This window comes from Burkholderia sp. Bp9031 (assembly GCF_003857965.1).
Lineage (GTDB): Bacteria > Pseudomonadota > Gammaproteobacteria > Burkholderiales > Burkholderiaceae > Burkholderia > Burkholderia ambifaria_A.
This window is the reverse complement of record NZ_QTPW01000056.1, coordinates 1-26,459: the sequence shown is the minus strand read 5'-3', so window position 1 is coordinate 26,459 and position 26,459 is coordinate 1. Positions and strand designations below refer to the sequence as shown.

Genomic DNA, 26,459 nt, shown 5'->3' with positions numbered 1-26,459 from the left:
GCCTTGCAAATCTCACAACACCGTTTCAGCTATCGAGCCTTGCTGCACAAGCCTTTGCGAATTGTTCAAGGCCGACTCTTTATCTGATTTATGGCCGAGTTTGCCATGGCTAAATGGCGAATCGAACGTGGGGTCTCTGGCCTAGGTTTCAATGCAAAAATTTGAAAGCCTCCTCAAGCAATTGCCGTTTCAGGTTTCCGCCCGATGCGCCTTCGCGCGCACCAGCCTAGCCTCTCAAAACGGTAGGAGGTCCTAGGATTGCCGCGGACGCCCCAAGGTATCGCGTCCTTCAATCGAGACCGCGGATCGTCAATCCTTATAGGAGTCGCTCAATGCCGTGTTTCCGCACCGAGCGTTATCCATGCACCGGCTACATCGCACCCGGCTTTAGCGCAATAGATTTTCCTTCACCCGATCTCGTCTTCACGAATTCACTAGAATAGATCGTTACTTCACTCGTGTCCAATTCATCGCCATATTGACGCAACAAAAGAAACTGCCCCTTACCAAACCAAACAACCTCTTCATTCGACGCAGTTGCACCAAAAGCATTCTGAACTACCGACTTCCTTTCCGTAGCAGGTTTCCCATATTTAGAAATCAATGCATCCTTTACATCAGAAAATCCACTCGAAGGAAAACGCACACCAGCAGATCCGATCTTGTGGTTATTATCCATCATAAACACATAGCTTAACGCTGCGTAACCCGCATAGCGAACCTTGTCCTGCGGCATAGCCTGTTCTGAATCGGATTTATCCTGATCGCGAAGAATTACACAAATGTTGCCACAAGCCTCGCCAAACTCTCGTGCAATTTTCGTAGAATCATCCCCGATCATCACTCCCTTAAGCTCAAACTGAACGCTTGAAGGCTTTCGACCACTCGTAGCCATTTTTTTCTGAGCACCATTCAACCCATCCGCAAATGCAATGGAGAAAACGCTGGATAACGCAACAACGATAACAAAAACGATCTTCCTCACCGCTGGTCTCCGAAAAAATTAGTAAGAGGGCCATACATCCCCGGCTGGCACCAGCGCAGTTGAAAGTGTTCCGACCCTATGGCCACATGTTATGCGAAAAGCGATCTTTCGGTAACTGGTCCGCGGTCCTATCGGGCTCACCGACGCGGGTAGCCGTCGACACCTTACGTCGGAGGAGGTCCGTCTAAGGGGAGCCCAACAACGCAGCGTCCGACATCGCAAAAAATAGGAAACCCTAGGAACGCGGCGCGGGGCCGAAGGTATTGCGTCCTTCAATCGGGCACACGGAGCGCCAATCCTTACATGTCCTGCGTGGATGTCTTGCACACTTTCATACCTTCCGAGCCACGACCTCGAGAGCTAAAAATCCGCGGAACATGGATGCTCTGGTAAACTGCTACACAAGTATCCGACATGGAGTAGCGCTGCCCGCTCCATGTTCCTTTTAAATCAAAGTGTTGCGGGGGCGCGTGGACGGTGCTTCGATTCCCATCGCCCGCTCCACCTTCGGCTGCACGGCAGCCAGCGCAAGAGCCGCCTCGTCGAAGGCGGCTTTTTTGTACCATGTGCCCGTTCATCCGGCGCACCGCTGCGCGTAACGGGCCCGCGCCCGAACCGAGCCTTTCTCTGTCACCGATGATGCACGACGATCCGAACGAAGCCGGCCTGCCGCCGGACGACGCCGCCCTTCCCGACGAAGCCGCCGACGGCGCCGACGAAGTCAATCCGCTGCACCACCGCCGCATCCGCAGCTTCGTGACGCGCGCCGGCCGCGTATCGACCGGCCAGCGCCGCGCGCTCGACGATCTCGGCCCGCGCTTCGTCGTCCCGTACGCGGCTGAAATTCCCGACTGGGACGCCGTGTTCGGCCGCAGCGCGCCGCGCATCCTGGAGATCGGCTTCGGGATGGGCGCATCGACCGCGGAAATCGCCGCGCACCGCCCGGGCGACGACTTCCTCGGCGTCGAGGTGCACGAGCCGGGCGTCGGCGCACTGCTGAAGCTGATCGGCGAGCAGGACCTGCCGAACATCCGCATCATCCAGCACGACGCGGTCGAAGTGCTCGAGCACATGCTCGCGCCGGAAAGCCTCGACGGCGTGCACATCTTCTTCCCGGATCCGTGGCACAAGGCGCGCCACCACAAGCGCCGGCTGATCCAGCCGCCGCTCGTCGCGCACCTCGCGTCGCGCCTGAAGCCTGGCGCATACCTGCATTGCGCGACCGACTGGCAGAACTACGCCGAACAGATGCTGGAAGTGCTCGGCGCCGAACCGACGCTCGACAACACGGCCGCCGACTACGCGCCGCGCCCCGAGTACCGCCCCGTCACGAAGTTCGAACGGCGCGGGCTGCGGCTCGGCCACGGCGTGTGGGACCTGGTGTTCCGCAAGCGCGCCGGCTGAATCCGCGCTGCCGCGCCGCGCCGCACAATGAAAAACGGCCCGACCGGCATCTTTGCCGATCGGGCCGTTTTCTATTGGAAGCGCCGTCGCCTCCGCACCGGCATCACGCCCAGTTCAACCATCCGCTGTAACCCACAAGCAGCACGAACAGGCCGAACGCGATCCGATACCACGCAAACACGGTGAAGTCGTGCGTCGCGACGAAGCGCAGCAGCCAGCGCACGCACACGAACGCGCTGATGAACGCGGCAACGAGCCCGAGCGCGAACAGGCCGAGCGAGTCGACCGTGAACGCCTGCCAGTCCTTGACCGTTTCATAGAGCGTCGCGCCGAAGATGATCGGAATCGCAAGGAAGAACGAGAATTCGGTCGCGACGCGCCGATCGAGGCCGAACAGCATCCCGCCGATGATCGTCGAGCCCGAGCGCGACATGCCCGGCACCAGCGCGAAGCATTGCGCGATGCCAACCTTCAGCGCGTCGAGCGGCGTGAGCGCATCGACCGACTGCACGCGCGGCGGCTCGCGGCGTTCGCGCTGCCGCGCCTCGGCCCACAGGATGATCGCGCCGCCGACGACGAGCGCGAATGCGACCGGCACCGGCGAAAACAGCACGGCCTTGATCTTCTTCTCGAACAGCAGGCCGAGCGCGATCGCGGGAATCGTCGCGATCACGACGTTCAGCGTGAAGCGCTGCGCGTCGGCCCGGCTCGGCAGCCCGCACACGACGGACACGATCCGCTGCCGGTATTCCCAGCAGACCGCGAGGATCGCGCCGAACTGGATCACGACGTCGAAGGTCTTCGCGTGCGCATCGTTGAAATTCAGGAAGCTGCCCGCGACGATCAGGTGGCCGGTGCTCGATACCGGGAGGAATTCCGTCAGCCCCTCGACGACGCCGAGGATCAATGCCTTGCAGATCAGGATCCAGTCCATCCGTGGCCCAACTCCGAAGTAGTCGAAAGAAAGGGCCGCGTCACCGCCGCGGCCCGCCCGGCCGCGCGCGGTGCGCCGTCACTTTTCGACGATCGCCACGCGTATGCCGTTTGTAAGAATCGTAATTGTACCGGGTTCGTAGTTCACTCCGGCAAATTGCAATTGCTCGGGCTTGAACGTGTAGATCGGATAGTTGGTCAGCACCTGCGTCGCGAGCAGGCCGGCGGCCGCGCCGACCTGCTGCGCGTACATCTGCGCGTCGCCGTCGAGCACGAGGCTGTCGACGGCCGGCGCCTTCAGCACGACCGAGCGGCTCGGCGCATCGTAAGCGAGCTGGCCCGATACGGTGAATTTGCCGCTCACCGGTTCGCGCAGGAACGGACTCGCGAAATGCGCATCGAGCTGCACGGCGACGCGGTTCTGGTCGGGCAGCAGGTTGACGGCGGGATTCGCGAGCGACACGTCGACGACCTGCGCGACCGTCTTCTGATACGGAAACTTGCGCGCGACGGCTTTCTGCACGTCGCCGCGCGAGAACGTGTAGTGATCGGGGATGAACGGGAACGTCGACGCACAGGCGGCGAGCGATACCGACACGCCGATGGCGCCGGCGCAAACGGCGAGGAAACGGCGCCGGCCGGGCGTGCAAGATGCGGTCATGCTGAACAATCTCCTGTATCGGGCAAAGCGGCAGTCGGGCCATCGGCTTCGCCCCGTGTGAGGCGTGGACCGAAGTTAGTGCTCGAGCGCACGCCACCGGTTCCGTGCGCGCGCCGCTGCACGGCGGCGCGGCCGTGCGTCAGCGGGCCGCGCCGGCGCCGGGCGACGGCTGCGTCGCGACCTCGAGGCGCGTCAGCCACGCGAGCGCGTCGTCGCGCGATGCCCCGCACATCTCGACGGACGGCTGCAGCCCGGAACAGCACGCGGGACGCTCGGGCCGGCCGAAGATCCGGCAGCGCAGGTCGTCGCCGAGCTGCACGCAGCGCACGCCGGCCGGCTTGCCGTCGGGCATCCCCGGAATCGGGGAGGAAATCGACGGCGCGATGCAGCATGCGCCGCACCCCTCGCGGCACGCATGCGGCGGCGGGACATCGGCGGGCGCCGGACGGATGGGCATTTCGACGGACACTTCGACTCTCTCGCAAACAACAAAAACGGTGCGGCAACCGGACGCAGCGGCGCGGCGGCCCACTGCGCATTGTGCCACCGCCGGCTGCGACGTTATTACACAATGCAGCCGAAACGGGCATTCATATACTCGAAAGCATCTAAAAAGCGCGAGACCATCATGAACTCCGGTTCTGCCGACATACTGTTCCGTCCCGATTTGCTCGCGAAGTACGGCGCGAACGGGCCGCGCTATACGTCCTACCCCACCGCGCTGCAGTTCCGCGACGATTTCGATCCGGCCGACTACGTGCGCGCGGCGGCCGATCCCGGCGCGTCGTCGAGCGATCTGTCGCTGTACTTCCACATCCCGTTCTGCAACACGGCCTGCTTCTATTGCGGCTGCAACAAGATCGCGACCAACAATCATCGCCGCGCGCGCCCGTATCTCGAGCAACTGAAGCGCGAGCTGGCGCTGCAGGCCGCGCTGTTCGATCCCGAGCGCCCGGTCACGCAGTTGCACTGGGGCGGCGGCACGCCGACGTTCCTGTCCGACGCCGAAACGGCCGAACTGATGGCGGCCACCCGCGAGCACTTCGCGCTCGCGCCGGACGCCGACGCCGAGTTCTCGATCGAGATCGACCCGCGCACGGTCACGCCCGCGACGGTCGTCCACCTGCGCAATATCGGCTTCAACCGGCTGAGCCTCGGCGTGCAGGATTTCGATCCGGTCGTGCAGCAGGCGATCAACCGGATCCAGCCGCTCGCGATGACGGCCGACCTGCTGTCGGCCGCGCGCACGACGGGCTTCCATTCGGTCAGCGTCGACCTGATCTACGGGCTGCCGCACCAGACGGTCGCCGTGTTCGCGCGCACGCTCGAGACGATCATCGAACTCGCGCCGGATCGCCTGTCGGTATTCGGCTACGCGCACATGCCGCACCTGTTCAAGATGCAGCGGCAGATCGACGATGCGACGCTGCCGCCGCCCGAAACGCGCATCGCGCTGCTCGGCCTCGCGATCGACATGCTGACGTCGGCCGGCTACGTGTACATCGGAATGGATCACTTCGCGCGGCCGTCCGACGAACTCGTGCGCGCGCAGCGCAACGGCACGCTGCAGCGCAATTTCCAGGGCTACAGCACGCGCGCGGACACGGACCTGGTCGGCTTCGGCGTGTCGTCGATCGGCAAGGTCGGCGACGTCTACGCGCAGAACGCGAAGGACCTGCCGGCCTACGGCGCGGCGCTCGACGCGGGCCGGCTGCCGATCGCGCGCGGCGTGCGGCTCACGGCCGACGACCGGCTGCGCCGCGACGTGATCACGCAGCTGATGTGCAACCTCGAACTGCCGTTCTCGCATATCGAGGCCGCGCACGGGATCCGCTTCGCCGAGCACTTCGCGCGCGAACTCGACGCGTTGCGCGGATTCGAGCAGGACGGGCTGCTGACCGTCGCCGGCGATCGCCTGACGATCCATCCGGCCGGCCGGATGGTCGTGCGCAACATCGCGATGGCGTTCGACGCGTACCTCGGCCGGACGCCGCGCCAGCGCTACTCGCGCACCGTCTGACGCGGCACGGCCGCGGGCGGGCGGCCGGTTTGATAAAGTAAGGGGCTCAACGCCCCTGCAAGAACCCGCACGATGCGCACCACCAAAGCAACCCACGCGGTCGAACGCCTGAAAACCCGCTCCGGCAACCCGCAGTTCGCGGCCGTCGCGATGGCGGGCGGCCTGTTCTACCTGGTCGACCGCTCCGGCGGCACCGCCGAGAAGCGCAGCGAACCGCTGCCGCTCGACGAATTCGTCAGGTTCGTCGACGAATTCGGCCCCAAGAAGCCGCGCAAGGCGAGCAAGCTCGACCTCGCGTTCGAGGCGCAGATCAAGAAGAGCAAGGGGTAAAGGTCTGTTGCAGGCCGTCTGAAGGCTTCGGCGCCGCCCTGTTTGGTACAATCACGAAGTTTCTCTATCCCCGCTGATGGCCGACCTGGCTGCGTGACCACACCATGAATATCGAAAACGCGCGTTTCAACATGATCGAACAACAGATCCGGCCGTGGGACGTGCTGGACCTGGACATCCTGGGCCTGCTGTCGATCGTCAAGCGTGAAAACTACGTGTCGCCCGAACATCGCGATCTCGCGTTCGCCGACCTCGAGCTGCCGCTGCCCGGCGGCACCAGCAAGATGCTGTTCCCGCGCGTCGAAGCGCGCGTGCTGCAGGAACTGGCCGTCAAGAAGCATGAGAACGTGCTCGTGATCGGCGCGGGTTCGGGCTACCTCGCGGCGCTGTTCGCCCATCGCGCGCAGCACGTGACGGCGGTCGACATCGATCCGGTCATCGCGAAGTTCGCGGCCGACAACCTGCGCAACGACGGCGTGACCAACGCGGAAGTCGTGCTCGGCGACGGTTCGCTCGGCTGGCCCGACAAGGCGCCGTACGACGTGATCTGCGTCGCGGGCGGCCTGCCGGTCGTGCCGCAGCAGATGCTCGAACAGCTGAAGATCGGCGGCCGCCTGTCGGCGTTCGTCGGCGGCCGTCCGGTGATGAAGGCGCAGATCATCACGCGCATCGACGACAAGCAGTACCGCGTCGCCGACGTGTTCGAAACCTACGTCAATCACCTCGTCAACGCGATCGAACCGTCGCGCTTCAAGTTCTGAGCGGCGGCCCCATGCAAATCCTGACGCCCGCGATGCTCGCGGAATGGCTTCGTGACCCGGCGCGCCCCGCGCCGGTCGTGCTCGACGTGCGCGAGCCGTGGGAAATCTCGACCGCGCAGATCGCCGGCAGCGTGTCGATCCCGATGCAGCAGATTCCCGCGCGCAGCGAGGAGCTCGACGACGAAGCGGAAATCGTCTGCGTGTGCCATCACGGAATGCGCAGCGCGCAGGTCGCGATGTTCCTCGAATCGCGCGGCTTCACGAAGCTGTACAACCTGCAAGGCGGGATCGACGCGTGGTCGCGCGACGTCGATCCGTCCGTGCCGCGTTACTGATCCTCCCGGCGGCGCATCGCGCGCCGCCATGCCGACCGGCACGTTGCCGCCGGTCTCGCCAGTCCGCCGAACGGGCGCGCCTTGCGCGCCCGTTTCCATTTCTGCTCCCGTGTGCCCCCTCCTCCGTGCAAGCATGCGCGCCGTGCACCATTTGCGCCCGCGTGAGCGCACCGCAACGGGTCGCGCATGCTGCACGACGTGCCATGCGCACCGCACTGACGCCCCGCACCACCCCGCACAGGCACGCCCGGCGTGCATCCGCGCGACTGGCACATGCCTTGCGTTACTCCGATGCCGGCGCCGCCACGGCGCACGCGTATCCAACACGTCAAGGGGAACCCGATGAAACGTCGCAGTCTGCTGAAGTTCGGTTCGATGGCCGGTGCACTCGCGCTGGCGGGCAAGAGTCCGTTCGCGCAAGCGGCCGATGCGGGCACCGGCCCGATCAAGGTCGGCATCCTGCATTCGCTGTCGGGGACGATGGCGATCTCCGAAACGTCGCTGAAGGACACGGCGCTGATGACGATCGCCGAGATCAACAAGAGCGGCGGTGTGATGGGCCGCAAGCTCGAGCCGGTGGTCGTCGATCCCGCATCGAACTGGCCGCTGTTCGCGGAGAAGGCGCGCCAGCTGCTCACGCAGGACAAGGTCGCATGCGTGTTCGGCTGCTGGACGTCGGTGTCGCGCAAGTCGGTGCTGCCCGTGTTCGAGGAACTGAACGGTCTGCTCTACTACCCGGTGCAGTACGAAGGCGAGGAGATGTCGCGCAACGTGTTCTACACGGGCGCCGCGCCGAACCAGCAGGCGATTCCGGCCGTCGAGTACCTGATGAGCGCGGAAGGCGGCGGTGCGAAACGCTTCTTCCTGCTCGGCACCGACTATGTGTATCCGCGCACGACCAACAAGATCCTGCGCGCGTTCCTGAAATCGAAGGGCGTGAAGGACGCCGACATTCAGGAGGTCTACACGCCGTTCGGCCACAGCGATTACCAGACCATCGTCGCGAACATCAAGAACTTCGCGCAGGGCGGCAAGACGACCGTGGTATCGACGATCAACGGCGACTCGAACGTGCCGTTCTACAAGGAGCTCGGCAACCAGGGGATCAAGGCGACCGACGTACCGGTGGTCGCGTTCTCGGTCGGCGAGGAAGAGCTGCGCGGGATCGACACGAAGCCGCTCGTCGGCCACCTCGCCGCGTGGAACTACTTCATGTCGGTGAAGAACCCGACGAACACGAAGTTCAAGGACCAGTTCGCCGCGTGGGTGAAGGCGAACAACCTGCCGGGCGGCGCGAAGCGCGTGACCAACGACCCGATGGAGGCGACCTATGTGGGCATCCACATGTGGAAGCAGGCCGTCGAGAAGGCGAAGAGCACCGACGTCGACAAGGTGCGCGTCGCGATGATCGGCCAGACCGTCGCCGCGCCGTCGGGCTTCACGCTCGCGATGGACGGCAACCATCACCTTCACAAGCCGGTAATGATCGGCGAGATCCGCGGCGACGGGCAATTCAACGTCGTGTGGAAGACGAAGACCGCGGTCCGCGCGCAGCCGTGGAGCCCGTTCATCGCAGGCAACCAGGGCAAGCCGGACATCGTCAGCTCGATTCCGGCGTTCCTGCGCCGGCAGCGCGCGGCGCTCGTCTGATGCGATGCGGAGCGCCGCGCACCGGCGTGGCGCTCCGCTTGCAGGCGGATGCACGCACTCCGCCGCCGCGAGCGCGGTAACGCGCGTCGCGCGCCCGCGCACCGTCGCACAACCCGTCGCACAACCCGATTCCCACGCCCGACAGGATCCCCGATGCCTACATGCTTTCGCCGCGCCGCCGTCGCGCTCGTCGCCTGTGCCGCGCTGGCGGGCGCGCTGCCGCGCGCCGCGCTCGCCCTGACGGCCGCCGATACCGCTGCGCTCGCCGGCGACGACTTCGACGCGAAAACGGCTGCGGTCGAACGGCTCGCCGCAGATGCCGATCCGCGCGCCGTCGCGCTGCTCAATGCGCTGTCGACCGGCGACGCGCTCGCGACCGGCGACGGCCGCCTGCTGATCCAGACCGGCGACACCGCACACGATGCGCTCACGCAGGCCACGACGCCGGCCGGCGACGCGCAGCCCGTGATGCTGAACAACCTGCTGCGCACGAAGATCGCCGGCGCGCTGTCGGGTCTGGCGCTCGCATCGCCCGATGTCGCCGCGCGTCGCGACGCGATCGATGCACTGCTGAAGTCCCCCGATCCTGCACTCAAGCCGATGATCGACCGCGCACGCGCGAAGGAAACCGATCCGGCGTTGAAGCGCCGTCTCGACGCACTGTGGGCGATCGCCGCGCTGCACGATGCGGATCCGGCGAAGCGTCTCGAAGCCGTGCAGGTCGTGGCCGCACGCCGCGATCTCGACATGATCGAGCAGTTGCGCCCGCTCGTCGCGAAGAACGCGGACGGCAGCTACGCGGAACCCGACGCACGCGTGCGCGATGCCGCGCAGCAAGGGCTCGATGCGTTGCACGCGCTGCAGCGCCGCGGCGAGATCGCGGGCACAGTGTTCGCGGGCCTGTCGCTCGGCAGCGTGCTGCTGCTGGCGGCGCTCGGCCTCGCGATCACGTATGGGCTGATCGGCGTGATCAACATGGCGCACGGCGAATTCCTGATGATCGGTGCGTACGCAACCTATGTCGTGCAGACGCTGATCCAGCGCTACGCGCCGGGCGCGTTCGACTGGTATCCGCTCGTCGCGGTGCCGGTATCGTTCGCGGCGGCCGCGCTGGTCGGCATCGTGCTCGAACGGCTCGTGCTGCGGCACCTGTACGGCCGCCCGCTCGAAACGCTGCTCGCGACCTTCGGCGTGAGCCTGATCCTGATCCAGGCAACCCGCATGCTGTTCGGCGCGCAGAACGTGCAGGTGGTGAACCCGTCGTGGATGAGCGGCGGCGTCACCGTGATGCAGAACCTGATCCTGCCGTACAACCGGCTCGCGATCCTCGCGTTCGCGCTCGCGGTCGTGTTCGTCGCGTGGGGCGTGCTGACGAAGACGCGGCTCGGCCTGTTCGTGCGTGCTGTCACGCAGAACCGCCGGATGGCCGCGTGCGTCGGCGTGAAGACCGCGCGCGTCGACGCGTATGCGTTCGCGTTCGGCGCGGGCATCGCGGGCCTCGGCGGCTGCGCGCTGTCGCAGATCGGAAACGTGGGCCCCGATCTCGGGCAGAACTACATCATCGATTCGTTCATGGCGGTCGTGCTCGGCGGCGTCGGCCAGATTGCCGGCACCGTGCTCGGCGGCTTCGGGCTCGGTCTCGTCAGCAAGGCGATCGAGCCGTTCTGGGGCGCGGTGCTCGCGAAGATCGCGGTGCTCGTGATGATCGTGCTGTTCATCCAGAAACGTCCGCAGGGCATGTTCGCCCCGAAGGGACGCAGCGCGGAGGCCTGACGTGACTTCATTCACCGATTCGTTGTCGAACCCGCTCGCCGACGCGCCGAAACCCCCTGCCTCCGTGCGCACGGAGGAAGGTTTCGCGCTCGGCCTGCCGCCCCGCCCTGCGTTGCTCTCGCGCCGCGCATGGCTCGCGCTCGTCGCGCTGTGCCTCGCGATCGGCATCGGCGTGCCGCTCGCCACGCTGGTCGCGCCCGAATCGAGCGCGTTCCATCTGTCCGCGTACGCGATGACGCTCGCCGGCAAGCTGATGTGCTACGCGATCGCCGCGCTCGCGCTCGATCTCGTATGGGGTTACTGCGGCATCCTGAGCCTCGGCCACGGGCTGTTCTTCGCGCTCGGCGGCTATGCGATCGGCATGTACCTGATGCGCGAGATCGGTCGCGACGGCAAGTACGGCAGCGACCTGCCCGACTTCATGGTGTTCCTCGACTGGCATCAGCTTCCGTGGTACTGGAACGGCACGCAGCATCTCGCATGGGCGCTGCTGCTCGTCGTACTCGTGCCGGCCGTGCTCGCGTGGGTGTTCGGCTTCTTCACGTTCCGTTCGCGCGTGAAGGGCGTGTACCTGTCGATCATCACGCAGGCGCTGACGTTCGCCGCGATGCTGCTGTTCTTTCGCAACGAGACCGGCTTCGGCGGCAACAACGGCTTCACCGACTTCAAGCGCATCGCCGGGTTTCCGATCACGTCGCCCGGCACGCGCACGGTGCTGTTGCTGCTGACCTTCGCGACGCTGGTGCTCGCGTTCATCGCCGCGCGCGCGATCGTCACCAGCAAGCTCGGGCGCGTGGTCACCGCGGTGCGCGACGGCGAGACGCGACTGATGTTCCTCGGCTACAGCCCGCTCGCATACAAGCTGTTCGTGTGGACGCTGTCGGCCGTGCTGTGCGGGATCGCGGGCGCGCTGTACGTGCCGCAGGTCGGCATCATCAATCCCGGCGAGATGTCGCCCGGCAATTCGATCGAAATGGCGATCTGGGTTGCGGTGGGCGGGCGCGGCACGCTGATCGGGCCGATCGTCGGCGCGTTCGCGGTGAACGGCGCGAAGAGTCTCTTCACCGCTTACTTCGCCGAATACTGGTTGTTCTTTCTCGGCCTGATCTTCGTGCTGGTGCCGCTCTTGCTGCCGCGCGGGATCATGGGCCTCGTCGACACGCTGCTCGCGAAGGGGAAACGCGGATGAACGGCACCGCCCTCTACCAGTTCACGCCGCCGCCCGAAGACGAGTTGCTGGCCGTCAGCGGCACCGCATCGATGGGCCATGTGGTGCCGCCCGGGATCGACACGTCGCACGGCACGATCCTCTATCTCGAGGACATCGAGGTGAGCTTCGACGGCTTTCGGGCGCTGAACAAGCTGTCGCTCGCGATCGACGCCGGCGAGCTGCGCTGCGTGATCGGCCCGAACGGTGCGGGCAAGACGACGATGATGGACGTGATCACCGGCAAGACGCGTCCCGATGCGGGCAAGGTGTTTCTCGGCCAGACCATCGACCTCGCGCGGATGAACGAGCCGGAAATCGCGCGTGCGGGGATCGGCCGCAAGTTCCAGAAGCCGACCGTGTTCGAACAGCATCCTGTGTGGGAAAACCTCGAGCTCGCGATGCAGACCGACAAGGGCTGGCTCGCATCGCTGCGCGCGCGGCTCGACCGCGCCGCGCAGGCAAAGATCGAGGAGACGCTCGCACTGATCGGCCTCGAAAGCGATGCGTATCGCGCGGCCGGCGAGCTGTCGCACGGGCAGAAGCAGCGGCTCGAGATCGGCATGCTGCTGATGCAGCGCCCCGCGCTCCTGCTGCTCGACGAGCCGGCCGCCGGGATGACCGACCACGAGACGATGGAGCTCGCCGCGCTGCTGAACACGCTGCGCGGCACCTGCTCGATGATGGTCGTCGAGCACGACATGGACTTCGTCGCGGCGCTCGCTGGCGACACGGGCCGCGTGACGGTGATGGCCGAAGGCGCGGTGCTCGCGCAGGGCACGCTCGACCAGGTCAAGCGCGACGATACGGTGATCGAGTCTTACCTCGGAAGATGATGCGATGCTGAAGATCGATGCATTGAACCAGTACTACGGCGGCAGCCATATCCTGCGCAACGTGAACCTCGCCGCCGACGACGGCAAGCTCACCGTGCTGCTCGGCCGCAACGGTGTCGGCAAGAGCACGCTGCTGCGCTGCCTGATGGGTGTCGTCGCCGCAAAAAGCGGCAGCGTGTCGTGGCGCGGCACGGCGCTCGGTGCGTTGCCGCCTTATGCGCGCGTGGCGGCAGGGCTCGCGTACGTGCCGCAGGGCCGCGACATCTTTCCGCGCCTCACCGTCGAGGAGAACCTGCTCGTCGGCGCGGCAAGCCGCAAGGCGCCATCGAAGGTGCCCGAGCGCATCTACGACCTGTTCCCGGTGCTGAAGGACATGCGCGCACGGCGCGGCGGCGACCTGTCGGGCGGCCAGCAGCAGCAGCTCGCGATCGGCCGTGCGCTGATGAGCGAGCCGCAGCTGCTGATCCTCGACGAGCCGACCGAAGGCATCCAGCCGTCGATCATCCAGGACATCGGCCGCACGCTGCGCCAGCTCGTCGACGAATCGAAGATGACCGTGCTGCTCGTCGAGCAGTATTACGACTTCGCGCGCTCGATCGCGGACCGCTACTGGGTGATGAGCCGCGGCGAGATCGTCGCGGGCGGCGACGCGCGGGACATGGAGACGAACGGCGTGCGCGAGCTGATCGCGGTGTAGAAGACGGCCCCGGGGCGGTGTCGCTTCCGGTTATCGATCGAGGGCATCGATCCGGTGCTTCGCCGAACCGCACATGTCGGGCACACGCCGGCGAAACGATACAGCCCGCGAGCGACGTCGGGTCATCCTGCAATGCAAGCGCCGCAGCGTATATTGTTGCGGTAGCATCTTCGTTCACTGCGCCCGTCCCCGCTTTTCACCGATGTCCGCCCTCGACTCCCACGCCCCGCTGTCCCGCCCTGCCGCCGCCAAATCGTGGCGCGGCCGTCTCGAACTCGGCTTCGAACGGCACGGCGCGCGCACGACGCTCGTCCACCGGCTGCACGACGGCCCGCTGCGCGTGCAGCGGCCGCTGTATCCGGAAGGCGACGCGATCTGCCACGCGGTCATCGTTCACCCGCCGGGCGGCGTCGCGGGCGGCGACCGGCTCGACATCGACATCGCGCTCGGCGACGGCACCCACGCCGTGCTGACAACGCCCGGCGCGACCAAGTGGTACAAATCGAACGGTCTCGATGCGACGCAGCGCATTGGCATCACGGTCGGCGCGCACGCGAAGCTCGACTGGCTGCCGCAGAACAACCTGTTCTTCGACGCGGCGCATGCCGCGCTCGACTTCACGGTGACGCTCGGCGCAGGCGCGAGCGCGATCGGCTGGGACGCGACGCAGCTCGGCCGGCAGGCGGCCGGCGAAACGTGGTCGGCGGGCCGCATCGCGTCGGGTTCGGCACTCGTCGATGCCGACGGCCGGCCGCTGTGGACCGAGCGCGCGCTGCTCGACGCGCACGATCCGCTGCGCGGCGCGCTGCAGGGTCTCGCCGGCTTTCCCGTGTACGGCACGCTGTGGGCAGCCGGCGCCGCGTGCGACGCGGCGCTCGCCGAAGCGCTCGCCGCGCGGATGCCGTTCGACGACACGCTGCGTGCGGGCGCGACCTGCGTGACGCCGGGCGTCGTGCTGGTGCGCGCGCTGTCGACCTCGATGGAAGCGCTGCAGCGTCACTTCATCGACTGCTGGCTTTACCTGCGGCCGCTCGTGCACGGCGTCGATGCACGACCGCTGCGCCTCTGGCAAACCTGAGCGCGCCCGGCCCGCCACGCACCGTTTCGGCGCAGCGCCGTCGCCTGCGGCGCCCGCAATCCATGCATCGCGCACCACGAACGCGCATTGCCTCGCGTTCCAGCGGCATGGCACGCGCCTTGCTCCTTACATAACGGATACACGACGCACGAAAAACGGCGCGGTGCTACGATGACCTGCGCCTTTGCCCCGAACCGTGCGCACCGATAAAAATTACGTTTTCCTGAACGACTGCCTTCATGAAACTGACTCCCCGAGAAAAGGACAAGCTGCTGATCTTCACAGCGGGGCTGCTGGCCGAACGCCGCCGCGCGCGCGGGCTGAAGCTCAACTATCCGGAAGCGGTCGCGTTCATCACCGCCGCGCTGATGGAGGCCGCGCGCGACGGCAAGACCGTCGCCGAGGTGATGCACTACGGCACGACGCTGCTCACGCGCGACGACGTGATGGAAGGCGTGCCGGAAATGATCCCCGACATCCAGGTCGAGGCGACCTTCCCGGACGGCACCAAGCTCGTCACCGTCCACCACCCGATTCCGTGACCGAGGTAGCACGCATGATCCCCGGCGAAATCCTCACCGACGACGGCGAGCACGAACTGAACGCGGGCCGCGCGACGCGCTCGCTCGTCGTCGCGAACACCGGCGACCGCCCGGTGCAGGTCGGCTCGCATTACCACTTCTTCGAAGTCAACGACGCGCTGTCGTTCGATCGCGCGGCCGCGCGCGGCTTCCGGCTCAACATCGCGGCGGGCACGGCCGTGCGCTTCGAGCCGGGCCAGACACGCACCGTCGAGCTCGTCGAGCTGGCCGGCGAGCGCGCCGTCTACGGTTTTCAGGGCAAGGTGATGGGGCCGCTGTAAGCCGCGCCCCGCTCTTCAGGAACAGCACTTGACGTCCTCCTCCGCCTAAAGGCGGAAGATTCCCACACCTGGCGATGCACGTCCGCATCGGAGAATGTTCAGCGCAGCGTTGATATCACGATCATGCACGACTCCACATCCACTGCAGGCCCACTCTCTTATTCGCAGCCCTGCGATACCTTTCGGCCGCGTCGTGCTGTCTTTCGACCCGCACGCCGAACAGGACTGGGTCGAACCGCTTTCGTCGACTTCCTCGAACGTGACTCCGTGCGCGATCGCTTTGTAGCGGAGCTTGTTTCGGAAGGTCGACCAGGATGCGTCGTAGACGCTCTTCGCCATCCTGGTTCTGGCGAGTTTGACAGCCGACACGTTGCCGACCGCGATGTAATCGAAGCGCCGCACCAGATTGAGCGCGAGCTTGTGCTGGAAATCGGCTCGAGCATTTGCCACTTTGGCGTGCAGCTTCGCGATATGGCGTTTGTGCTTGCGCGCCCGTTGCGCTTTCGCGAGCTTCTCGGCCGCGCATCGACCGAACCGATCGTTAGGCAGCTTTTCGCCGGTCGAAAGTGTGGCGAAGTCTTTCAGGCCGAGATCGATGCCGACACCGGAACGGATCGGGCGGGCCTGAACATCGGGTATCTCGATCACGATGTTGAGAAACCAGTTACCGCGCGCGTCCTGTGCGAAGTTGGTTCCGTCCTTGATCTTGCCTTCGGGAAGCGGTCGGCTGTTGAACACGCGAAAGGTGTTGCCGGCAAAGCGAAACGCTTCGCCTTCGCGCTTCAGGTCGCGGCCCTTCAGCGGCACCCAGCCCAGCGATTTCTTGCCGCGATAGCGCAGGTAGGGCCGACGGTGCTGACTGCGCGACTTCGCGTATTGCTCGCACGTCGCGTTGATCGTGCCGGAGTGGATGCCGAGCGCTTTGCTGCTCCCCGTCGTCAGCACGTTCAGATCGAATCCCGTCGGCCACTTCTTGCTCCACTTGAGCGCGTGCTTCTGCGTGTCATTGCAGAAGTTCCAGACGGTGTTCACCGCACGGCTCTGCTTGTTAAGCAGTCCGTTGAGCGACTTCACCCGGTAGCGGTAGACAAGAATCATGCAGGTGATCCTAACCCGTGGAAGAAGCTGCCTGTCAACAGCACGCCTTTCCTTCCCACCATCCGCCCCGAAGGAAGTCCCCTTGGGGGAAATGGCGGGGTTTCTCGGAGCAAATTCTGATGACACTACGCTTGAGCCGCCGCGCGTACGCGGAAATGTTCGGGCCGACGACGGGCGACCGCGTGCGGCTCGCCGATACCGAACTGCTGATCGAGATCGAACGCGACTTCACCACCTACGGCGAGGAAGTGAAATTCGGCGGCGGGAAGGTGATCCGCGACGGCATGGGCCAGTCGCAGCGCGTGGCCGCCGACGTGCCCGACACGATCATCACGAACGCGGTGATCCTCGATCACTGGGGCATCGTGAAGGCCGACATCGCGATCAAGCACGGCCGCATCGCGGCGATCGGCAAGGCCGGCAATCCCGACATCCAGCCCGGCGTGACGATCGCGATCGGCGCGGCAACCGAAGTGATTGCCGGCGAAGGGCTGATCGTCACCGCGGGCGGTATCGACACGCACATCCACTTCATCAGCCCGCAGCAGATCGACGAGGCGCTCGCATCGGGCGTGACGACGATGCTCGGCGGCGGCACGGGGCCGGCCACCGGCACCAACGCGACGACCTGCACGCCGGGGCCGTGGCACATGGAGCGGATGCTGCAGGCGGCCGACGGCTGGCCGATCAATCTCGGCTTCCTCGGCAAGGGCAACGCGAGCCTGCCGCAGCCGCTCGTCGAGCAGGTCGCGGCCGGCGCGATCGGCCTGAAGCTGCATGAAGACTGGGGCACGACGCCCGCCGCGATCGACAACTGCCTGTCGGTCGCCGACGACACCGACACGCAAGTCGCGATCCACACCGACACGCTGAACGAAGCCGGCTTCGTCGAATCGACGGTCGCCGCGTTCAAAGGCCGCACGATCCACACGTATCACACCGAAGGCGCGGGCGGCGGCCATGCGCCCGACATCCTGAAGGTGTGCGGCGAGGCGAACGTGCTGCCGTCGTCGACCAATCCGACGCGCCCGTACACGATCAACACGCTCGACGAGCACCTCGACATGCTGATGGTGTGCCATCACCTCGATCCGTCGATCGCCGAGGATCTCGCGTTCGCGGAATCGCGGATCCGCCGCGAGACGATCGCGGCCGAGGACATCCTGCACGATCTCGGCGCGCTGTCGATGCTGTCGTCCGACTCGCAGGCGATGGGCCGCGTCGGCGAAGTGATCATCCGCACCTGGCAGACCGCGCACAAGATGAAGGTGCAGCGCGGCGCGCTGCCGGAAGACAACGCGCGCAACGACAACTTTCGCGCGAAACGCTACGTCGCGAAGTACACGATCAACCCGGCGATCACGCACGGGATCGCACACGAAGTCGGCTCGCTCGAACCGGGCAAGTGGGCCGACCTCGTGCTGTGGGAGCCAGCATTCTTCGGGATCAAGCCGTCGATGATCCTGAAGGGCGGGATGATCGCGGTCGCGCAGATGGGCGACCCGAACGGATCGATCCCGACGCCGCAGCCGGTGCACTACCGCGAGATGTTCGCCACGCGCGGCGGCGCGCTCGCACGCACGTCGCTGACCTTCGTGTCGCAGATGGCCGCCGACGCGGGCATCGCCGAACGCTACGGGCTCGCGAAGCGTGTCGTGCCGGTGCGCAACTGCCGCAACGTGACGAAGGCCGACATGATCCACAACGCATGGCGCCCGTCGATCAGCGTCGATCCCGAAACCTACGACGTGATCGCCGACGGCCAGTTGCTCACCTGCGAGCCGGCGACGGTGCTGCCGATGGCGCAGCGCTATTTCCTGTTCTGATTTCCGGTTTTCGTTCCATGCGCACCCTCGACAAACGCATTGCCCCGAACGTGAAACTCGCCGCGTCGCTCGTCGCACGCGCGCCGACGCTCACGCTCGTCTACGACGCCCGCTGCAAGAGCCGCCTCGCGGCCACGCTCGACACCGGCGAGGACGTCGCGGTCCTGCTGCCGCGCGGCACCGTGCTGCGCGACGGCGACGTGCTCGTCGCCGACGACGGCGCGCTCGTGCGCATCGCCGCCGCTTCCGAAACGGTGCTGCTCGTACGCGCCGCCGACCGGCTCACGCTGATGCGCGCCGCGTATCACCTCGGCAACCGCCACACGCCGGTCGAGATCGGCGACGGTTACCTGAAGCTCGAAGCCGACCCGGTGCTCGCGGACATGCTGCGCCGGCTCGGCACGCAGGTCGAAGAAGCGAGCGCGCCGTTCCAGCCGGAAGCCGGCGCATACGGCGGCGGTCACAAGCATGGACACGACGCGACGTTCGCCGAGGATTACGCGCTTGCGCAGCAGGTATTCGGCGAACACCACGGGCACTCGCACGATCACGATCACGATCATCAGCATGGTCCGGGCTGTACGCACGGCCACCACGGCCATGAACACCACTGAACTCGTCGCGCTGCTGCACCTCGCGTCACCGGCGCTGCCGATCGGCGCGTACAGCTATTCGCAGGGCCTCGAAGCCGCGCTCGACGCGAACCTGATCCGCGACGCCGACACCGCGCGCGACTGGATCGCGAGCGGCCTGACCGACGTGCTCGCGCATGGCGAGCTGCCGTTCCTCGCGCACCAGCTCGCCCGCTGGCAGACCCACGACGCCGACGCACTGGCCCGCGAGAACGCATGGTTCGTCGCGAGCCGCGAATCGGCGGAGCTGCGCCGCGAGACCGAACAGATGGGCTGGTCGCTCGCGCAGCTTTGCGCATCGCTCGAATGGGGTGATGCCGCACGCCGAGCGACGCTCGCATCGCTGACGCCGATCGCGCTGCCGACCGCATTCGCGTACGCAGCCGCCGCGCACGATGCCAGCGCGGACGCGACGCTCGCCGCGTACGCATTCGGCTGGGTCGAGAACCAGACGTCGGCCGCGCTGAAGGCCGTGCCGCTCGGCCAGCTTGCCGGCCAGCGCATCATCGTCGCGCTGCGCGGCGCGATCGACGCGGCCGTGCGCCGCGCGCTCGCGACGCCACCCGACGCGATCAACACATTCGCACCGCAGTTGGGCATCCTGTCCGCGCGGCACGAAACCCAGTATTCGCGGTTGTTCCGCTCCTGAACCCGACACGCCATGAACGCACCCGCTCCCTCCTCCCCCCGCCGCACCAAGAAACTGCCGCCGCTGCGCGTCGGCATCGGCGGCCCGGTCGGCTCCGGCAAGACCACGCTGCTCGAAATGCTGTGCAAGGCGATGCGCGAGCGCTACGACCTCGTCGCGATCACGAACGACATCTATACGAAGGAAGACCAGCGCCTGCTGACGGTCGCGGGCGCGCTGCCCGAGGAACGCATCATGGGCGTCGAGACGGGCGGCTGCCCGCACACGGCGATCCGCGAGGATGCGTCGATCAACCTCGAGGCCGTCGACCGGATGCTGGCGCGCTTTCCCGACGCCGACATCGTGTTCATCGAATCGGGCGGCGACAATCTCGCGGCGACGTTCAGCCCCGAGCTGTCGGACCTGACGATCTACGTGATCGACGTCGCCGGCGGCGAGAAGATTCCGCGCAAGGGCGGCCCGGGCATCACGAAGTCCGACCTGCTGGTGATCAACAAGACGGATCTCGCGCCGCTCGTCGGCGCGAACCTCGACGTGATGGCCTCCGACACGAAGAAGATGCGCGGCGAGCGGCCTTACGTGATGACGAACCTGAAGGCGCTCGAAGGCGTGGCGGACGTCGTCGCGTTCATCGAGAAGAAGGGGTTGTTGACGGTTTGAATAAGTGTCCAGGCAGAACGACATAGCGTTTGCGCACGCAGTAGCGAGCCCGCTATCGAAAAGCCTCCAGCGACTTTGCGACGGCAATTGACTTGGCTGGCATCGATTCCTTACATTACGCTTTCTCTGTAAGTGAGGATTTTCGATATGCCGATTCCCGCACATATGTGGCTTAAGGATGATGGCGGCGCAGACATCAAAGGCTCGTCAACCGTCCAGGACCGTGAAGGAAACATTGAAATCATCAGCTTCGGCCACGGTGTAAATCTGCCGGTTGATGGTGCCAACGGCAAGATCACCGGCAAGCGTACGCATTCACCGATTGCGTTCGAAAAGGAATTCGACGCGGCGACACCCTATCTCTACAAGGCCGTGGCGAAGGGCAAACCCTGCAATCGGCCGAGATCAAGTGGTATCGCATCAACGATGCGGGAAGAGAGGAAGTCTATTTCGTGATGCTGCTCGAAGGCGTAAAAGTCTGCGGCATCAACCCCGGCATGACGAATACCAGACTATCGCAAGCGTCCGCGCTCAATCACGTGGAAGCCGTCTCCATGATGTATGACCGCATCACGTGGCATTACCTCGACGGCAATATCAAATTCACCGATTCATGGAATGACATCGGATAAGCGGGAGCGGTCAATGGCTTATACCGGTAGATTTCTGGTGAATAACAGTTTCCTCTCTCCCCTTACCGTCGATGGGTTGGGTACGTTTGATGCGTTCTCTGGCAATGGCATCTATCGGAATCGGGGCGGCTGTACGGCGGTGCCCGACAACGGCCCGATTCCTGGCGGTAAATACTGGATCGCGGACCGTCCTGCAGGTGGCGTCAGGTCTCAAGCTTGGGCTTCGATCAAGGACGCATATAACGCGGCAAAAGGCAAACCATCTTACCATTCCGAGTGGTTTGCACTGTATAGGAGCGACGGCTTAATCGACGATTTCACCTGGATCAATGGTCTCCAGCGCGGTCAGTTCCGGCTGCATCCGGTGGGCGGCGATGGGATTCCGCTAGGCTGCATTACTCTGCCGAGCCGTACGGATTTCCTGAGAATCCGAACAGCACTTTTGACCACCAAGAAAATCGCGGCCGGCAATTCAGGACTTAATGCATACGGAACAATTGAGGTCATCGCGCATGGCAACACTTGTCCGTAGACTTTTCAAGATGGCGCTGTTTTTCGGCTTGTTTCTTCTATCCGTGCGCTGCATTGGTCGGAATGGGGCGATGCCGGAAAGTGAGGCACTGCGATGGTTGAGCATCGCGCAAAGCCTTGGTCTGCACGAGGCGGATGATGTCTATATCCCGGTGATGCTGGCTCTTGATCTGCTTGTGGCAACGCTTGCGTATATGATGATCATAAAGCTATGGAAGCACTATCGTGGGAAAAAAAGCCATGTTGAGAAATAGCGCCCGAGAATGACCTATCTTGTCCGTAGGCTCTTCAAGGTCGCGCTGTTTGTCGGATTGTTTCTTCTCTCATTTCGTTATATCCGACCATACCATGAATGGACGCCAGCCGAATCGCGTGCATGGTGGCGTGCTTCGGATTGGCTCGGTGTCCGCGATCCCGAGGATTTGTATATCGGGGGGTGGGTAATTATCGAACTGATCGTGGCAGTGCTCGTCTACATAGCGATCATGTGGATGTGGCGACACCATCGCGTGAAAAAGCATGTGGAGAAATAGTGACTGAGAATGACCTCTCTTACCCATAGGCTGTTCAAGGTCACGCTGTTCGTCGGCCTGTTCTGCCTCTCCGTACCGTACGTCCACACATATCCTATACCAATGCCAGAAAGCCAAGCGCTCGCTTGGCTACGCGTTGCAAATCGGCTTGGTATTCGCGACCCCGATGATCTATACATTCCGCTCGTCCTGCTGGCCAATCTGCTCGTGGCAACGTTTGCGTATATGGTGATCATGAGGCTGTGGAGGCACTATCGCGGCAAAAAATCCATGTTGAGAAATAGCGTCTGAGAATGATCACTTTTACCCGTAGGCTCTTCAAGATCGTGCTGTTTATCGGCCTGCTCGCTCTATCGCTTCGTTATGTCCGTCCATACCACTATGAGTGGACGCCAGCCGAGGCGCGTGCATGGTGGCGTGCTTCGGAATGGCTCGGCGTTCGCGATCCCGACGACTTGTATTTCGTGGTGTGGGTGACTATCGAACTGATTGCGGCAGTGTTCGCCTATGTAGCGATTATGTGGTTGTGGCGACACCATCGCAAAAAAAGCATGCCGAGAAATAGCGACTAAGAATGGCTGCACCATAGGCCTTTCAAAATCGCACTGTTTTTCGATCTGCTCGTTCTATCGCTTTGTTCTGCCCCCTCTATGGGTAGAAAGAAAGCCACGCGCGTACCCGACTCAAGGTTCACTGGACACGACCTTGGCCCTTCAACTGATTGCAGCTCATTCGAGCGCGACGCGTTCGAATGCAAGTCGTTACACATATTTGCCGCCCTGAGCATCCTGCCCGTCCTGCATCGAGTGCGTGCCGTTCTCCACCGGCGGCAGCAGCGCCGCGAGCACGTCGACCGTGCGCGCGGTCGCGCCGCGATGGCGCGACGCGAACGCGGAACCCGCCGCACCCATCGCGATGCGCCGCGCATTGTCGGCGAACAGCGCGTCGAGCACGTGCGCGAGATCGAGCGGATCCGCGACCTGCATCGCCGCGCCAGCCGCGACCGCATCGGCGGTCGCCTGCGTGAAGTTGAACACGTGCGGGCCGATCAGCACCGGCACGCCGACCGCGCACGCCTCGATCAGGTTCTGCCCGCCAAGCGGCAGCAAGCTGCCGCCGATGAACGCGACGTCGGCGGCCGCATAGTACGCGCCGAGCTCACCCATCGAATCGCCGAGCAGCACCGTCACGTCGGCCGGCAGCGGTTCCGCCGCAGCGGGCCGGCCGGCCGCGAGGGCCGCCGCGTCCGCACCCCACACCGAACGCCGCACGCACTTGAACCCGCTGCGCTCGACGAGTGCCTCGACTTCGGCGAAACGCTGCGGATGACGCGGCACGAGAATCAGCAGCGCATCGGGCGTCTTCATCGCGGCGAACGCCTGCAGCACCAGCGCCTCTTCGTTCTCGCGTGTGCTGGCGGCGACCCATACGGGCCGCGTGCCGATCGCGTCGCGCCATGCATGGCCGCGCGCCGCCAGCTCCGGCGGCGTCGTCATGTCGAATTTCAGGTTGCCCAGCACCGTCACGTTGCGCGCACCGAGCGACGTCAGCCGTTCCGCATCGGCCGGACTCTGCGCGAGCACGCGCGAGAACCCGCCGAACACGTCGCGCGTCGCCGCGCCGAACTTCGCCGCACGGCGATGCGAGCGCGCGGACATCCGCGCGTTGGTCAACACGAGCGGCACGTCCGCGTGGCGGCACTCGTCGATCAGCGTCGGCCACACCTCGGTTTCCATCACGAGGCCGAGCGTCGGCCGCCACGCGCGCAGAAAACGCCGCACCGCGCCCGGCATGTCGTACGGCAGGTAGCAGCGCAGCACGCGATCGCCGAAGATCTGCTCGCCGGTCGCGCGGCCGCTCGGCGTCATGTGCGTGAGCAGGATGCGCGCGTCGGGACGTGCCTGCATCAGCGCATCGATTAGCGGCTGCGCGGCACGCGTCTCGCCGACCGACACCGCATGCACCCAGATCAGCGGCGCGCGATCGTCGCGCGAACGGCCCGCGACGTGGCCGAAGCGCTCGCCGATGTGCTCGCGATAGCCGCGCTCCTTGCGCGAGCGCACCAAGAGGCGGATGACCGCGATCGGCGCGACGAGCCACCACAACGCGCGATAGATCGCCCTCAGCATGAGCGGGCCCCATTACCGCGGAGGATGCGGGGCGCGCTCAAACCAGCGCCCTGCCCGTCAGGCGCTCGAGAATCCCGAGCGGCGCGCATTCGCGGCGCACCATCGCGTCGACCGGCAGGAAGAAGGTTTGCTCGAGCATGAACTGGCCGGACATCACAGCGTGCGAAGTCTGATCCGAGAAACATATCCACACGCTGCCCGGCGGAAACGGCATGGTCTGCTGCGGGCAAGTCTTCTGGTAGTCGAGATCGGCCTTCATCCCGTCGTGCAGGTTCAGCATCAGGTGGTCGTACGCGCTGCGCGGCGACTTCGTCACGTGCAGCAGGTTCAGCAGCCACGCCGAGCCGGGGAACTGCGGCCGGATCTTCGGCAGGAAGCGCTTCGCGACGTCCTCGAACGGCTCGCCGACGCGCCACACGCGCGGCTGGCCGGCCGGGTTCACGTTCGTGAACACGCGCAGGATGCGCTCGCCGTAATTCGGCCGCGACGGGAACGCGTCGACGTGCAGCCGGCTGTCGTCCTTGCGCCAGGACGTCTGGCGCGTCTCGACCTGCATCAGCCGCAGGCTCGTCGGCGCAACGCGCAGCTTGCCGCGGTATTCGGGAAAGAGGCCGTCGACGAGCGTGCCGGCCTGCTGCTGGAAGCGCGCGACGAGTGCACGCACGGCCGACTGCGTGACGCTGTCGCCGAGCACGCCGGCGAGCGCGCCGCCGTTCGGCGCGAGGCTGATGTTCTTGCGTTTCGGATCGGCGAGCGCCGGATCGAGCAGCGCTTCCTCGCCGCCTTCGATCGCGAAGCGCAGATGCGGGAAATACAGCACCTTGCCTTCCTCGACCGCCGCCAGCAGCTGCTCGCGCGGCGCCGACAGGTTGTGTCCGCTCCAGTCGGCGGACGGGACTTCGATGATCTGGGATTCGCTCATGATCGGTTCGCGTGCGTGACAGGCAGGGCAGGCATGATGGGCATGACAGGCATTACAGCAGGCCGAAGCCCGCGAGCGCCGCCTTCACCTGTGCGATCGACGGCGGCTGCCCCGCCGTGCCGAGATTGACGACGTTCGGCGACCAATAGCCGCCGGTCCGCCAGGCCGTCGCAAAATTGTACAGTTCGACCGTCGGGCGCTTCAGCGCGGCCGCGATATGAACCAGACCTGTATCAACCCCGACCGTCGCGGCCGCGCCGTCGATCAGGCCGACGACGGCCGGCAGCGACAGCTTCGGCGGCACGATCGCCGCCGCGCCGAACTCCTTCGCGAGCCGCTCGCTGGTCGCGCGTTCCGCGTCGTTGCCCCACGGCAGCACGAGCGACGCACCGCGCCGCACGAGCGCCTGGCCGAGCTCGATCCACGCGGCGTCCGGCCACTGCTTGTCGGCACGCGACGTCGCGTGCACGAACACCACGTACGGCACCGGCAGGTTCAGGCCGAGCGCCGCGACCGCGAGCGCCGCCGCGCGCGTGTCGAGACCGAAGTCGACCGGATCGGCCGGCGTCGGCGCCGGGTCGCCCAGCGCGGCCGCGACCAGCTGGCGCGTACGCTCGACCACGTGCGTGCGCGGCGCGATCGGCACGCGCTTGCGATAGAAGAAGCGCACGGGCCATTCGTAGCCGGCGCCGTCGGTGCGGTTGCCGAGGCCGGCGAGCGGGCCGCGCGCCCAGCTCGCGACCCAGGCCGTCTTGATGAGCCCCTGGCAGTCGATCACGAGGTCGTACCGTTCGGCCGCGAGGCGCTTGCGGAACGCGCGGATCTCGCGCCACGTCGCGCCCGAGAACGGCTTCTTGCGCCAGCGGCGCAGCGAGAACGGCAACACGTCGCGCACGCCCTCGACAAGACGCACGAGGCCGACGAAGCTCTCCTCGACGAGCCAGTCGATTTGCGCATCGGGATGGCGGCGCCGGATATCGGCGATCACCGGCATGTTGTGCACGACGTCGCCCAGCGACGACACGCGCACGATCAGGATCTTTTGCACGCTGAAAAAACGCCGGCGGACAGCCGGCGACAGGCATAAAGACGCGATTTTATCGCGCCCGGGACATCAGACAGACAAAAAGCGGCCGCATGCCGCTGGCATGCGCCGCTTTTCGGGAATGGCGCGACGGACAACTCGACCGTCGCGCCGGCGGCAGCCCGCAGGCCGCCGAGGTTCAGAACGGCAGCTTGACGTCCGGCTTCGCGGCCGTCAGCACGCGGCGGAAATCGTCCTGGATGCGCTCGAGCCCTTCCTTGGTCTCCGATT

29 protein-coding genes and 1 pseudogene are annotated in these 26,459 nt (G+C 65.4%); 22 read left to right on the top strand and 8 right to left on the bottom strand.

Annotated features, from left to right (window positions below; genetic code table 11):
• Window positions 1-370: 370 nt before the first annotated feature.
• Window positions 371-985 carry a hypothetical protein gene (locus DIE15_RS35610; RefSeq protein ID WP_124835774.1) on the bottom strand — a complete coding sequence of 205 codons (615 nt, stop codon included), beginning with the start codon at window positions 983-985 and terminating at the stop codon, window positions 371-373.
• A gap of 636 nt (window positions 986-1,621) precedes the next feature.
• Here DIE15_RS35610 and trmB point away from each other — a divergent pair.
• The gene (trmB, locus tag DIE15_RS35605) at window positions 1,622-2,389 is read left to right on the top strand and encodes a tRNA (guanosine(46)-N7)-methyltransferase TrmB (RefSeq protein ID WP_057928469.1); all 768 of its coding nucleotides are present in this window, start codon (window positions 1,622-1,624) and stop codon (window positions 2,387-2,389) included.
• Window positions 2,390-2,492: 103 nt separating this feature from the next.
• Here trmB and DIE15_RS35600 read toward each other — a convergent pair whose 3' ends face one another.
• The 3 genes from DIE15_RS35600 to DIE15_RS35590 all read right to left on the bottom strand — a co-directional run bounded on the left by DIE15_RS35600 (window position 2,493) and on the right by DIE15_RS35590 (window position 4,440).
• Window positions 2,493-3,323 (bottom strand): undecaprenyl-diphosphate phosphatase, encoded by an 831-nt coding sequence (locus DIE15_RS35600; RefSeq protein WP_057928468.1) that lies wholly within the window; start codon window positions 3,321-3,323, stop codon window positions 2,493-2,495.
• Window positions 3,324-3,401: 78 nt separating this feature from the next.
• Entirely contained in the window at window positions 3,402-3,983 is a 582-nt protein-coding gene (locus DIE15_RS35595) for a DUF1439 domain-containing protein (RefSeq protein WP_057928467.1), read from the bottom strand.
• Window positions 3,984-4,122: 139 nt separating this feature from the next.
• The gene (locus tag DIE15_RS35590; protein ID WP_124835773.1) at window positions 4,123-4,440 is read right to left on the bottom strand and encodes a YkgJ family cysteine cluster protein; all 318 of its coding nucleotides are present in this window, start codon (window positions 4,438-4,440) and stop codon (window positions 4,123-4,125) included.
• A gap of 171 nt (window positions 4,441-4,611) precedes the next feature.
• Between DIE15_RS35590 and hemN the strand changes: the two genes are divergently transcribed.
• The 12 genes from hemN to DIE15_RS35525 all read left to right on the top strand — a co-directional run bounded on the left by hemN (window position 4,612) and on the right by DIE15_RS35525 (window position 15,532).
• Complete coding sequence (hemN, locus tag DIE15_RS35585; RefSeq protein WP_124835772.1) at window positions 4,612-6,003, top strand: oxygen-independent coproporphyrinogen III oxidase; 1,392 nt, start codon at window positions 4,612-4,614, stop codon at window positions 6,001-6,003.
• A 72-nt stretch (window positions 6,004-6,075) separates the two neighbouring features.
• The gene (locus DIE15_RS35580) at window positions 6,076-6,333 is read left to right on the top strand and encodes a hypothetical protein (RefSeq protein WP_057928465.1); all 258 of its coding nucleotides are present in this window, start codon (window positions 6,076-6,078) and stop codon (window positions 6,331-6,333) included.
• Between the two features lie 104 nt (window positions 6,334-6,437).
• Window positions 6,438-7,094, top strand: coding sequence for a protein-L-isoaspartate O-methyltransferase (locus DIE15_RS35575; RefSeq protein WP_057928464.1), 657 nt, complete (start codon window positions 6,438-6,440; stop codon window positions 7,092-7,094).
• An 11-nt stretch (window positions 7,095-7,105) separates the two neighbouring features.
• Window positions 7,106-7,429, top strand: coding sequence for a rhodanese-like domain-containing protein (locus tag DIE15_RS35570; protein WP_006758748.1), 324 nt, complete (start codon window positions 7,106-7,108; stop codon window positions 7,427-7,429).
• 342 nt (window positions 7,430-7,771) lie between these two features.
• Complete coding sequence (urtA, locus tag DIE15_RS35565; protein WP_057928463.1) at window positions 7,772-9,079, top strand: urea ABC transporter substrate-binding protein; 1,308 nt, start codon at window positions 7,772-7,774, stop codon at window positions 9,077-9,079.
• Between the two features lie 153 nt (window positions 9,080-9,232).
• Window positions 9,233-10,852: an urea ABC transporter permease subunit UrtB gene (urtB, locus tag DIE15_RS35560; RefSeq protein ID WP_124835771.1), complete on the top strand. Its 1,620-nt coding sequence runs from the start codon at window positions 9,233-9,235 to the stop codon at window positions 10,850-10,852.
• 1 nt (window position 10,853) lies between these two features.
• Complete coding sequence (gene urtC, locus DIE15_RS35555; RefSeq protein WP_124835770.1) at window positions 10,854-12,041, top strand: urea ABC transporter permease subunit UrtC; 1,188 nt, start codon at window positions 10,854-10,856, stop codon at window positions 12,039-12,041.
• Window positions 12,038-12,895: an urea ABC transporter ATP-binding protein UrtD gene (gene urtD, locus DIE15_RS35550; RefSeq protein ID WP_124835769.1), complete on the top strand. Its 858-nt coding sequence runs from the start codon at window positions 12,038-12,040 to the stop codon at window positions 12,893-12,895. The genes urtC and urtD overlap by 4 nt, the downstream gene beginning before the upstream one ends.
• A gap of 4 nt (window positions 12,896-12,899) precedes the next feature.
• Window positions 12,900-13,592 (top strand): urea ABC transporter ATP-binding subunit UrtE, encoded by a 693-nt coding sequence (gene urtE / locus DIE15_RS35545; protein ID WP_057928459.1) that lies wholly within the window; start codon window positions 12,900-12,902, stop codon window positions 13,590-13,592.
• Window positions 13,593-13,794: 202 nt separating this feature from the next.
• Window positions 13,795-14,670, top strand: coding sequence for an urease accessory protein UreD (locus tag DIE15_RS35540; protein ID WP_124835768.1), 876 nt, complete (start codon window positions 13,795-13,797; stop codon window positions 14,668-14,670).
• Between the two features lie 239 nt (window positions 14,671-14,909).
• On the top strand, window positions 14,910-15,212 hold the full coding sequence (ureA, locus tag DIE15_RS35530) for an urease subunit gamma (RefSeq protein WP_124835766.1): 303 nt from the start codon (window positions 14,910-14,912) through the stop codon (window positions 15,210-15,212).
• Between the two features lie 14 nt (window positions 15,213-15,226).
• Entirely contained in the window at window positions 15,227-15,532 is a 306-nt protein-coding gene (locus DIE15_RS35525; RefSeq protein ID WP_059455900.1) for an urease subunit beta, read from the top strand.
• A gap of 45 nt (window positions 15,533-15,577) precedes the next feature.
• On the opposite strand, the gene DIE15_RS35520 is transcribed toward DIE15_RS35525, so the two are convergent.
• A complete protein-coding gene (locus DIE15_RS35520; protein WP_124835765.1) occupies window positions 15,578-16,630 on the bottom strand; it encodes an RNA-guided endonuclease TnpB family protein in 1,053 nt (350 codons plus the stop codon).
• 119 nt (window positions 16,631-16,749) lie between these two features.
• Here DIE15_RS35520 and ureC point away from each other — a divergent pair, with 119 nt between their 5' ends.
• The 9 genes and pseudogenes from ureC to DIE15_RS35470 all read left to right on the top strand — a co-directional run bounded on the left by ureC (window position 16,750) and on the right by DIE15_RS35470 (window position 22,665).
• Window positions 16,750-18,456, top strand: a complete 1,707-nt coding sequence (gene ureC, locus DIE15_RS35515; RefSeq protein WP_124835764.1) for an urease subunit alpha — start codon at window positions 16,750-16,752, stop codon at window positions 18,454-18,456.
• 17 nt (window positions 18,457-18,473) lie between these two features.
• Window positions 18,474-19,070, top strand: a complete 597-nt coding sequence (ureE, locus tag DIE15_RS35510) for an urease accessory protein UreE (RefSeq protein ID WP_057928453.1) — start codon at window positions 18,474-18,476, stop codon at window positions 19,068-19,070.
• The gene (locus tag DIE15_RS35505) at window positions 19,057-19,737 is read left to right on the top strand and encodes an urease accessory protein UreF (protein ID WP_057928452.1); all 681 of its coding nucleotides are present in this window, start codon (window positions 19,057-19,059) and stop codon (window positions 19,735-19,737) included. The genes ureE and DIE15_RS35505 overlap by 14 nt, the downstream gene beginning before the upstream one ends.
• 12 nt (window positions 19,738-19,749) lie before the next feature.
• A complete protein-coding gene (ureG, locus tag DIE15_RS35500; protein ID WP_057928451.1) occupies window positions 19,750-20,397 on the top strand; it encodes an urease accessory protein UreG in 648 nt (215 codons plus the stop codon).
• 147 nt (window positions 20,398-20,544) lie between these two features.
• Window positions 20,545-21,029, top strand: a pseudogene (locus DIE15_RS35495) (Hcp family type VI secretion system effector).
• Window positions 21,030-21,042: 13 nt separating this feature from the next.
• Entirely contained in the window at window positions 21,043-21,561 is a 519-nt protein-coding gene (locus tag DIE15_RS35490) for a DUF2778 domain-containing protein (protein WP_124835763.1), read from the top strand.
• Window positions 21,542-21,814: a hypothetical protein gene (locus DIE15_RS35485; RefSeq protein WP_057928449.1), complete on the top strand. Its 273-nt coding sequence runs from the start codon at window positions 21,542-21,544 to the stop codon at window positions 21,812-21,814. The genes DIE15_RS35490 and DIE15_RS35485 overlap by 20 nt, the downstream gene beginning before the upstream one ends.
• A 288-nt stretch (window positions 21,815-22,102) precedes the next feature.
• Complete coding sequence (locus tag DIE15_RS35475; protein ID WP_057928448.1) at window positions 22,103-22,384, top strand: hypothetical protein; 282 nt, start codon at window positions 22,103-22,105, stop codon at window positions 22,382-22,384.
• Window positions 22,385-22,386: 2 nt separating this feature from the next.
• Window positions 22,387-22,665 (top strand): hypothetical protein, encoded by a 279-nt coding sequence (locus DIE15_RS35470; RefSeq protein WP_124835761.1) that lies wholly within the window; start codon window positions 22,387-22,389, stop codon window positions 22,663-22,665.
• A gap of 189 nt (window positions 22,666-22,854) precedes the next feature.
• Here the strand turns inward: DIE15_RS35470 and waaA are convergent, their stop codons facing one another.
• The 3 genes from waaA to waaC are packed head-to-tail and all read right to left on the bottom strand — an operon-like array spanning window position 22,855 to window position 26,192.
• A complete protein-coding gene (gene waaA, locus DIE15_RS35465) occupies window positions 22,855-24,222 on the bottom strand; it encodes a lipid IV(A) 3-deoxy-D-manno-octulosonic acid transferase (RefSeq protein ID WP_124835760.1) in 1,368 nt (455 codons plus the stop codon).
• A gap of 37 nt (window positions 24,223-24,259) precedes the next feature.
• Window positions 24,260-25,144: a Kdo hydroxylase family protein gene (locus DIE15_RS35460; protein ID WP_124835759.1), complete on the bottom strand. Its 885-nt coding sequence runs from the start codon at window positions 25,142-25,144 to the stop codon at window positions 24,260-24,262.
• Between the two features lie 52 nt (window positions 25,145-25,196).
• A complete protein-coding gene (gene waaC / locus DIE15_RS35455) occupies window positions 25,197-26,192 on the bottom strand; it encodes a lipopolysaccharide heptosyltransferase I (protein ID WP_057928444.1) in 996 nt (331 codons plus the stop codon).
• Window positions 26,193-26,459: the final 267 nt, after the last annotated feature.

Excerpts from the sequence above, each read along its gene's own strand:
- urtE (WP_057928459.1), top strand. The coding sequence starts at position 12,900 with ATGCTGAAGATCGATGCATTGAACCAGTACTACGGCGGCAGCCATATC.
- DIE15_RS35475 (WP_057928448.1), top strand. The coding sequence starts at position 22,103 with ATGACCTCTCTTACCCATAGGCTGTTCAAGGTCACGCTGTTCGTCGGC.
- DIE15_RS35520 (WP_124835765.1), bottom strand. The coding sequence starts at position 16,630 with ATGATTCTTGTCTACCGCTACCGGGTGAAGTCGCTCAACGGACTGCTT.
- DIE15_RS35470 (WP_124835761.1), top strand. The coding sequence starts at position 22,387 with ATGATCACTTTTACCCGTAGGCTCTTCAAGATCGTGCTGTTTATCGGC.
- ureC (WP_124835764.1), top strand. The coding sequence starts at position 16,750 with ATGACACTACGCTTGAGCCGCCGCGCGTACGCGGAAATGTTCGGGCCG.
- DIE15_RS35485 (WP_057928449.1), top strand. The coding sequence starts at position 21,542 with ATGGCAACACTTGTCCGTAGACTTTTCAAGATGGCGCTGTTTTTCGGC.
- waaA (WP_124835760.1), bottom strand. The coding sequence starts at position 24,222 with ATGCTGAGGGCGATCTATCGCGCGTTGTGGTGGCTCGTCGCGCCGATC.
- DIE15_RS35460 (WP_124835759.1), bottom strand. The coding sequence starts at position 25,144 with ATGAGCGAATCCCAGATCATCGAAGTCCCGTCCGCCGACTGGAGCGGA.
- urtB (WP_124835771.1), top strand. The coding sequence starts at position 9,233 with ATGCCTACATGCTTTCGCCGCGCCGCCGTCGCGCTCGTCGCCTGTGCC.
- DIE15_RS35590 (WP_124835773.1), bottom strand. The coding sequence starts at position 4,440 with ATGCCCATCCGTCCGGCGCCCGCCGATGTCCCGCCGCCGCATGCGTGC.
- DIE15_RS35580 (WP_057928465.1), top strand. The coding sequence starts at position 6,076 with ATGCGCACCACCAAAGCAACCCACGCGGTCGAACGCCTGAAAACCCGC.
- DIE15_RS35540 (WP_124835768.1), top strand. The coding sequence starts at position 13,795 with ATGTCCGCCCTCGACTCCCACGCCCCGCTGTCCCGCCCTGCCGCCGCC.
- DIE15_RS35525 (WP_059455900.1), top strand. The coding sequence starts at position 15,227 with ATGATCCCCGGCGAAATCCTCACCGACGACGGCGAGCACGAACTGAAC.
- hemN (WP_124835772.1), top strand. The coding sequence starts at position 4,612 with ATGAACTCCGGTTCTGCCGACATACTGTTCCGTCCCGATTTGCTCGCG.
- DIE15_RS35595 (WP_057928467.1), bottom strand. The coding sequence starts at position 3,983 with ATGACCGCATCTTGCACGCCCGGCCGGCGCCGTTTCCTCGCCGTTTGC.
- urtD (WP_124835769.1), top strand. The coding sequence starts at position 12,038 with ATGAACGGCACCGCCCTCTACCAGTTCACGCCGCCGCCCGAAGACGAG.
- ureA (WP_124835766.1), top strand. The coding sequence starts at position 14,910 with ATGAAACTGACTCCCCGAGAAAAGGACAAGCTGCTGATCTTCACAGCG.
- DIE15_RS35575 (WP_057928464.1), top strand. The coding sequence starts at position 6,438 with ATGAATATCGAAAACGCGCGTTTCAACATGATCGAACAACAGATCCGG.
- DIE15_RS35505 (WP_057928452.1), top strand. The coding sequence starts at position 19,057 with ATGAACACCACTGAACTCGTCGCGCTGCTGCACCTCGCGTCACCGGCG.
- trmB (WP_057928469.1), top strand. The coding sequence starts at position 1,622 with ATGATGCACGACGATCCGAACGAAGCCGGCCTGCCGCCGGACGACGCC.
- ureG (WP_057928451.1), top strand. The coding sequence starts at position 19,750 with ATGAACGCACCCGCTCCCTCCTCCCCCCGCCGCACCAAGAAACTGCCG.
- ureE (WP_057928453.1), top strand. The coding sequence starts at position 18,474 with ATGCGCACCCTCGACAAACGCATTGCCCCGAACGTGAAACTCGCCGCG.
- DIE15_RS35490 (WP_124835763.1), top strand. The coding sequence starts at position 21,043 with ATGGCTTATACCGGTAGATTTCTGGTGAATAACAGTTTCCTCTCTCCC.
- DIE15_RS35600 (WP_057928468.1), bottom strand. The coding sequence starts at position 3,323 with ATGGACTGGATCCTGATCTGCAAGGCATTGATCCTCGGCGTCGTCGAG.
- urtA (WP_057928463.1), top strand. The coding sequence starts at position 7,772 with ATGAAACGTCGCAGTCTGCTGAAGTTCGGTTCGATGGCCGGTGCACTC.
- DIE15_RS35570 (WP_006758748.1), top strand. The coding sequence starts at position 7,106 with ATGCAAATCCTGACGCCCGCGATGCTCGCGGAATGGCTTCGTGACCCG.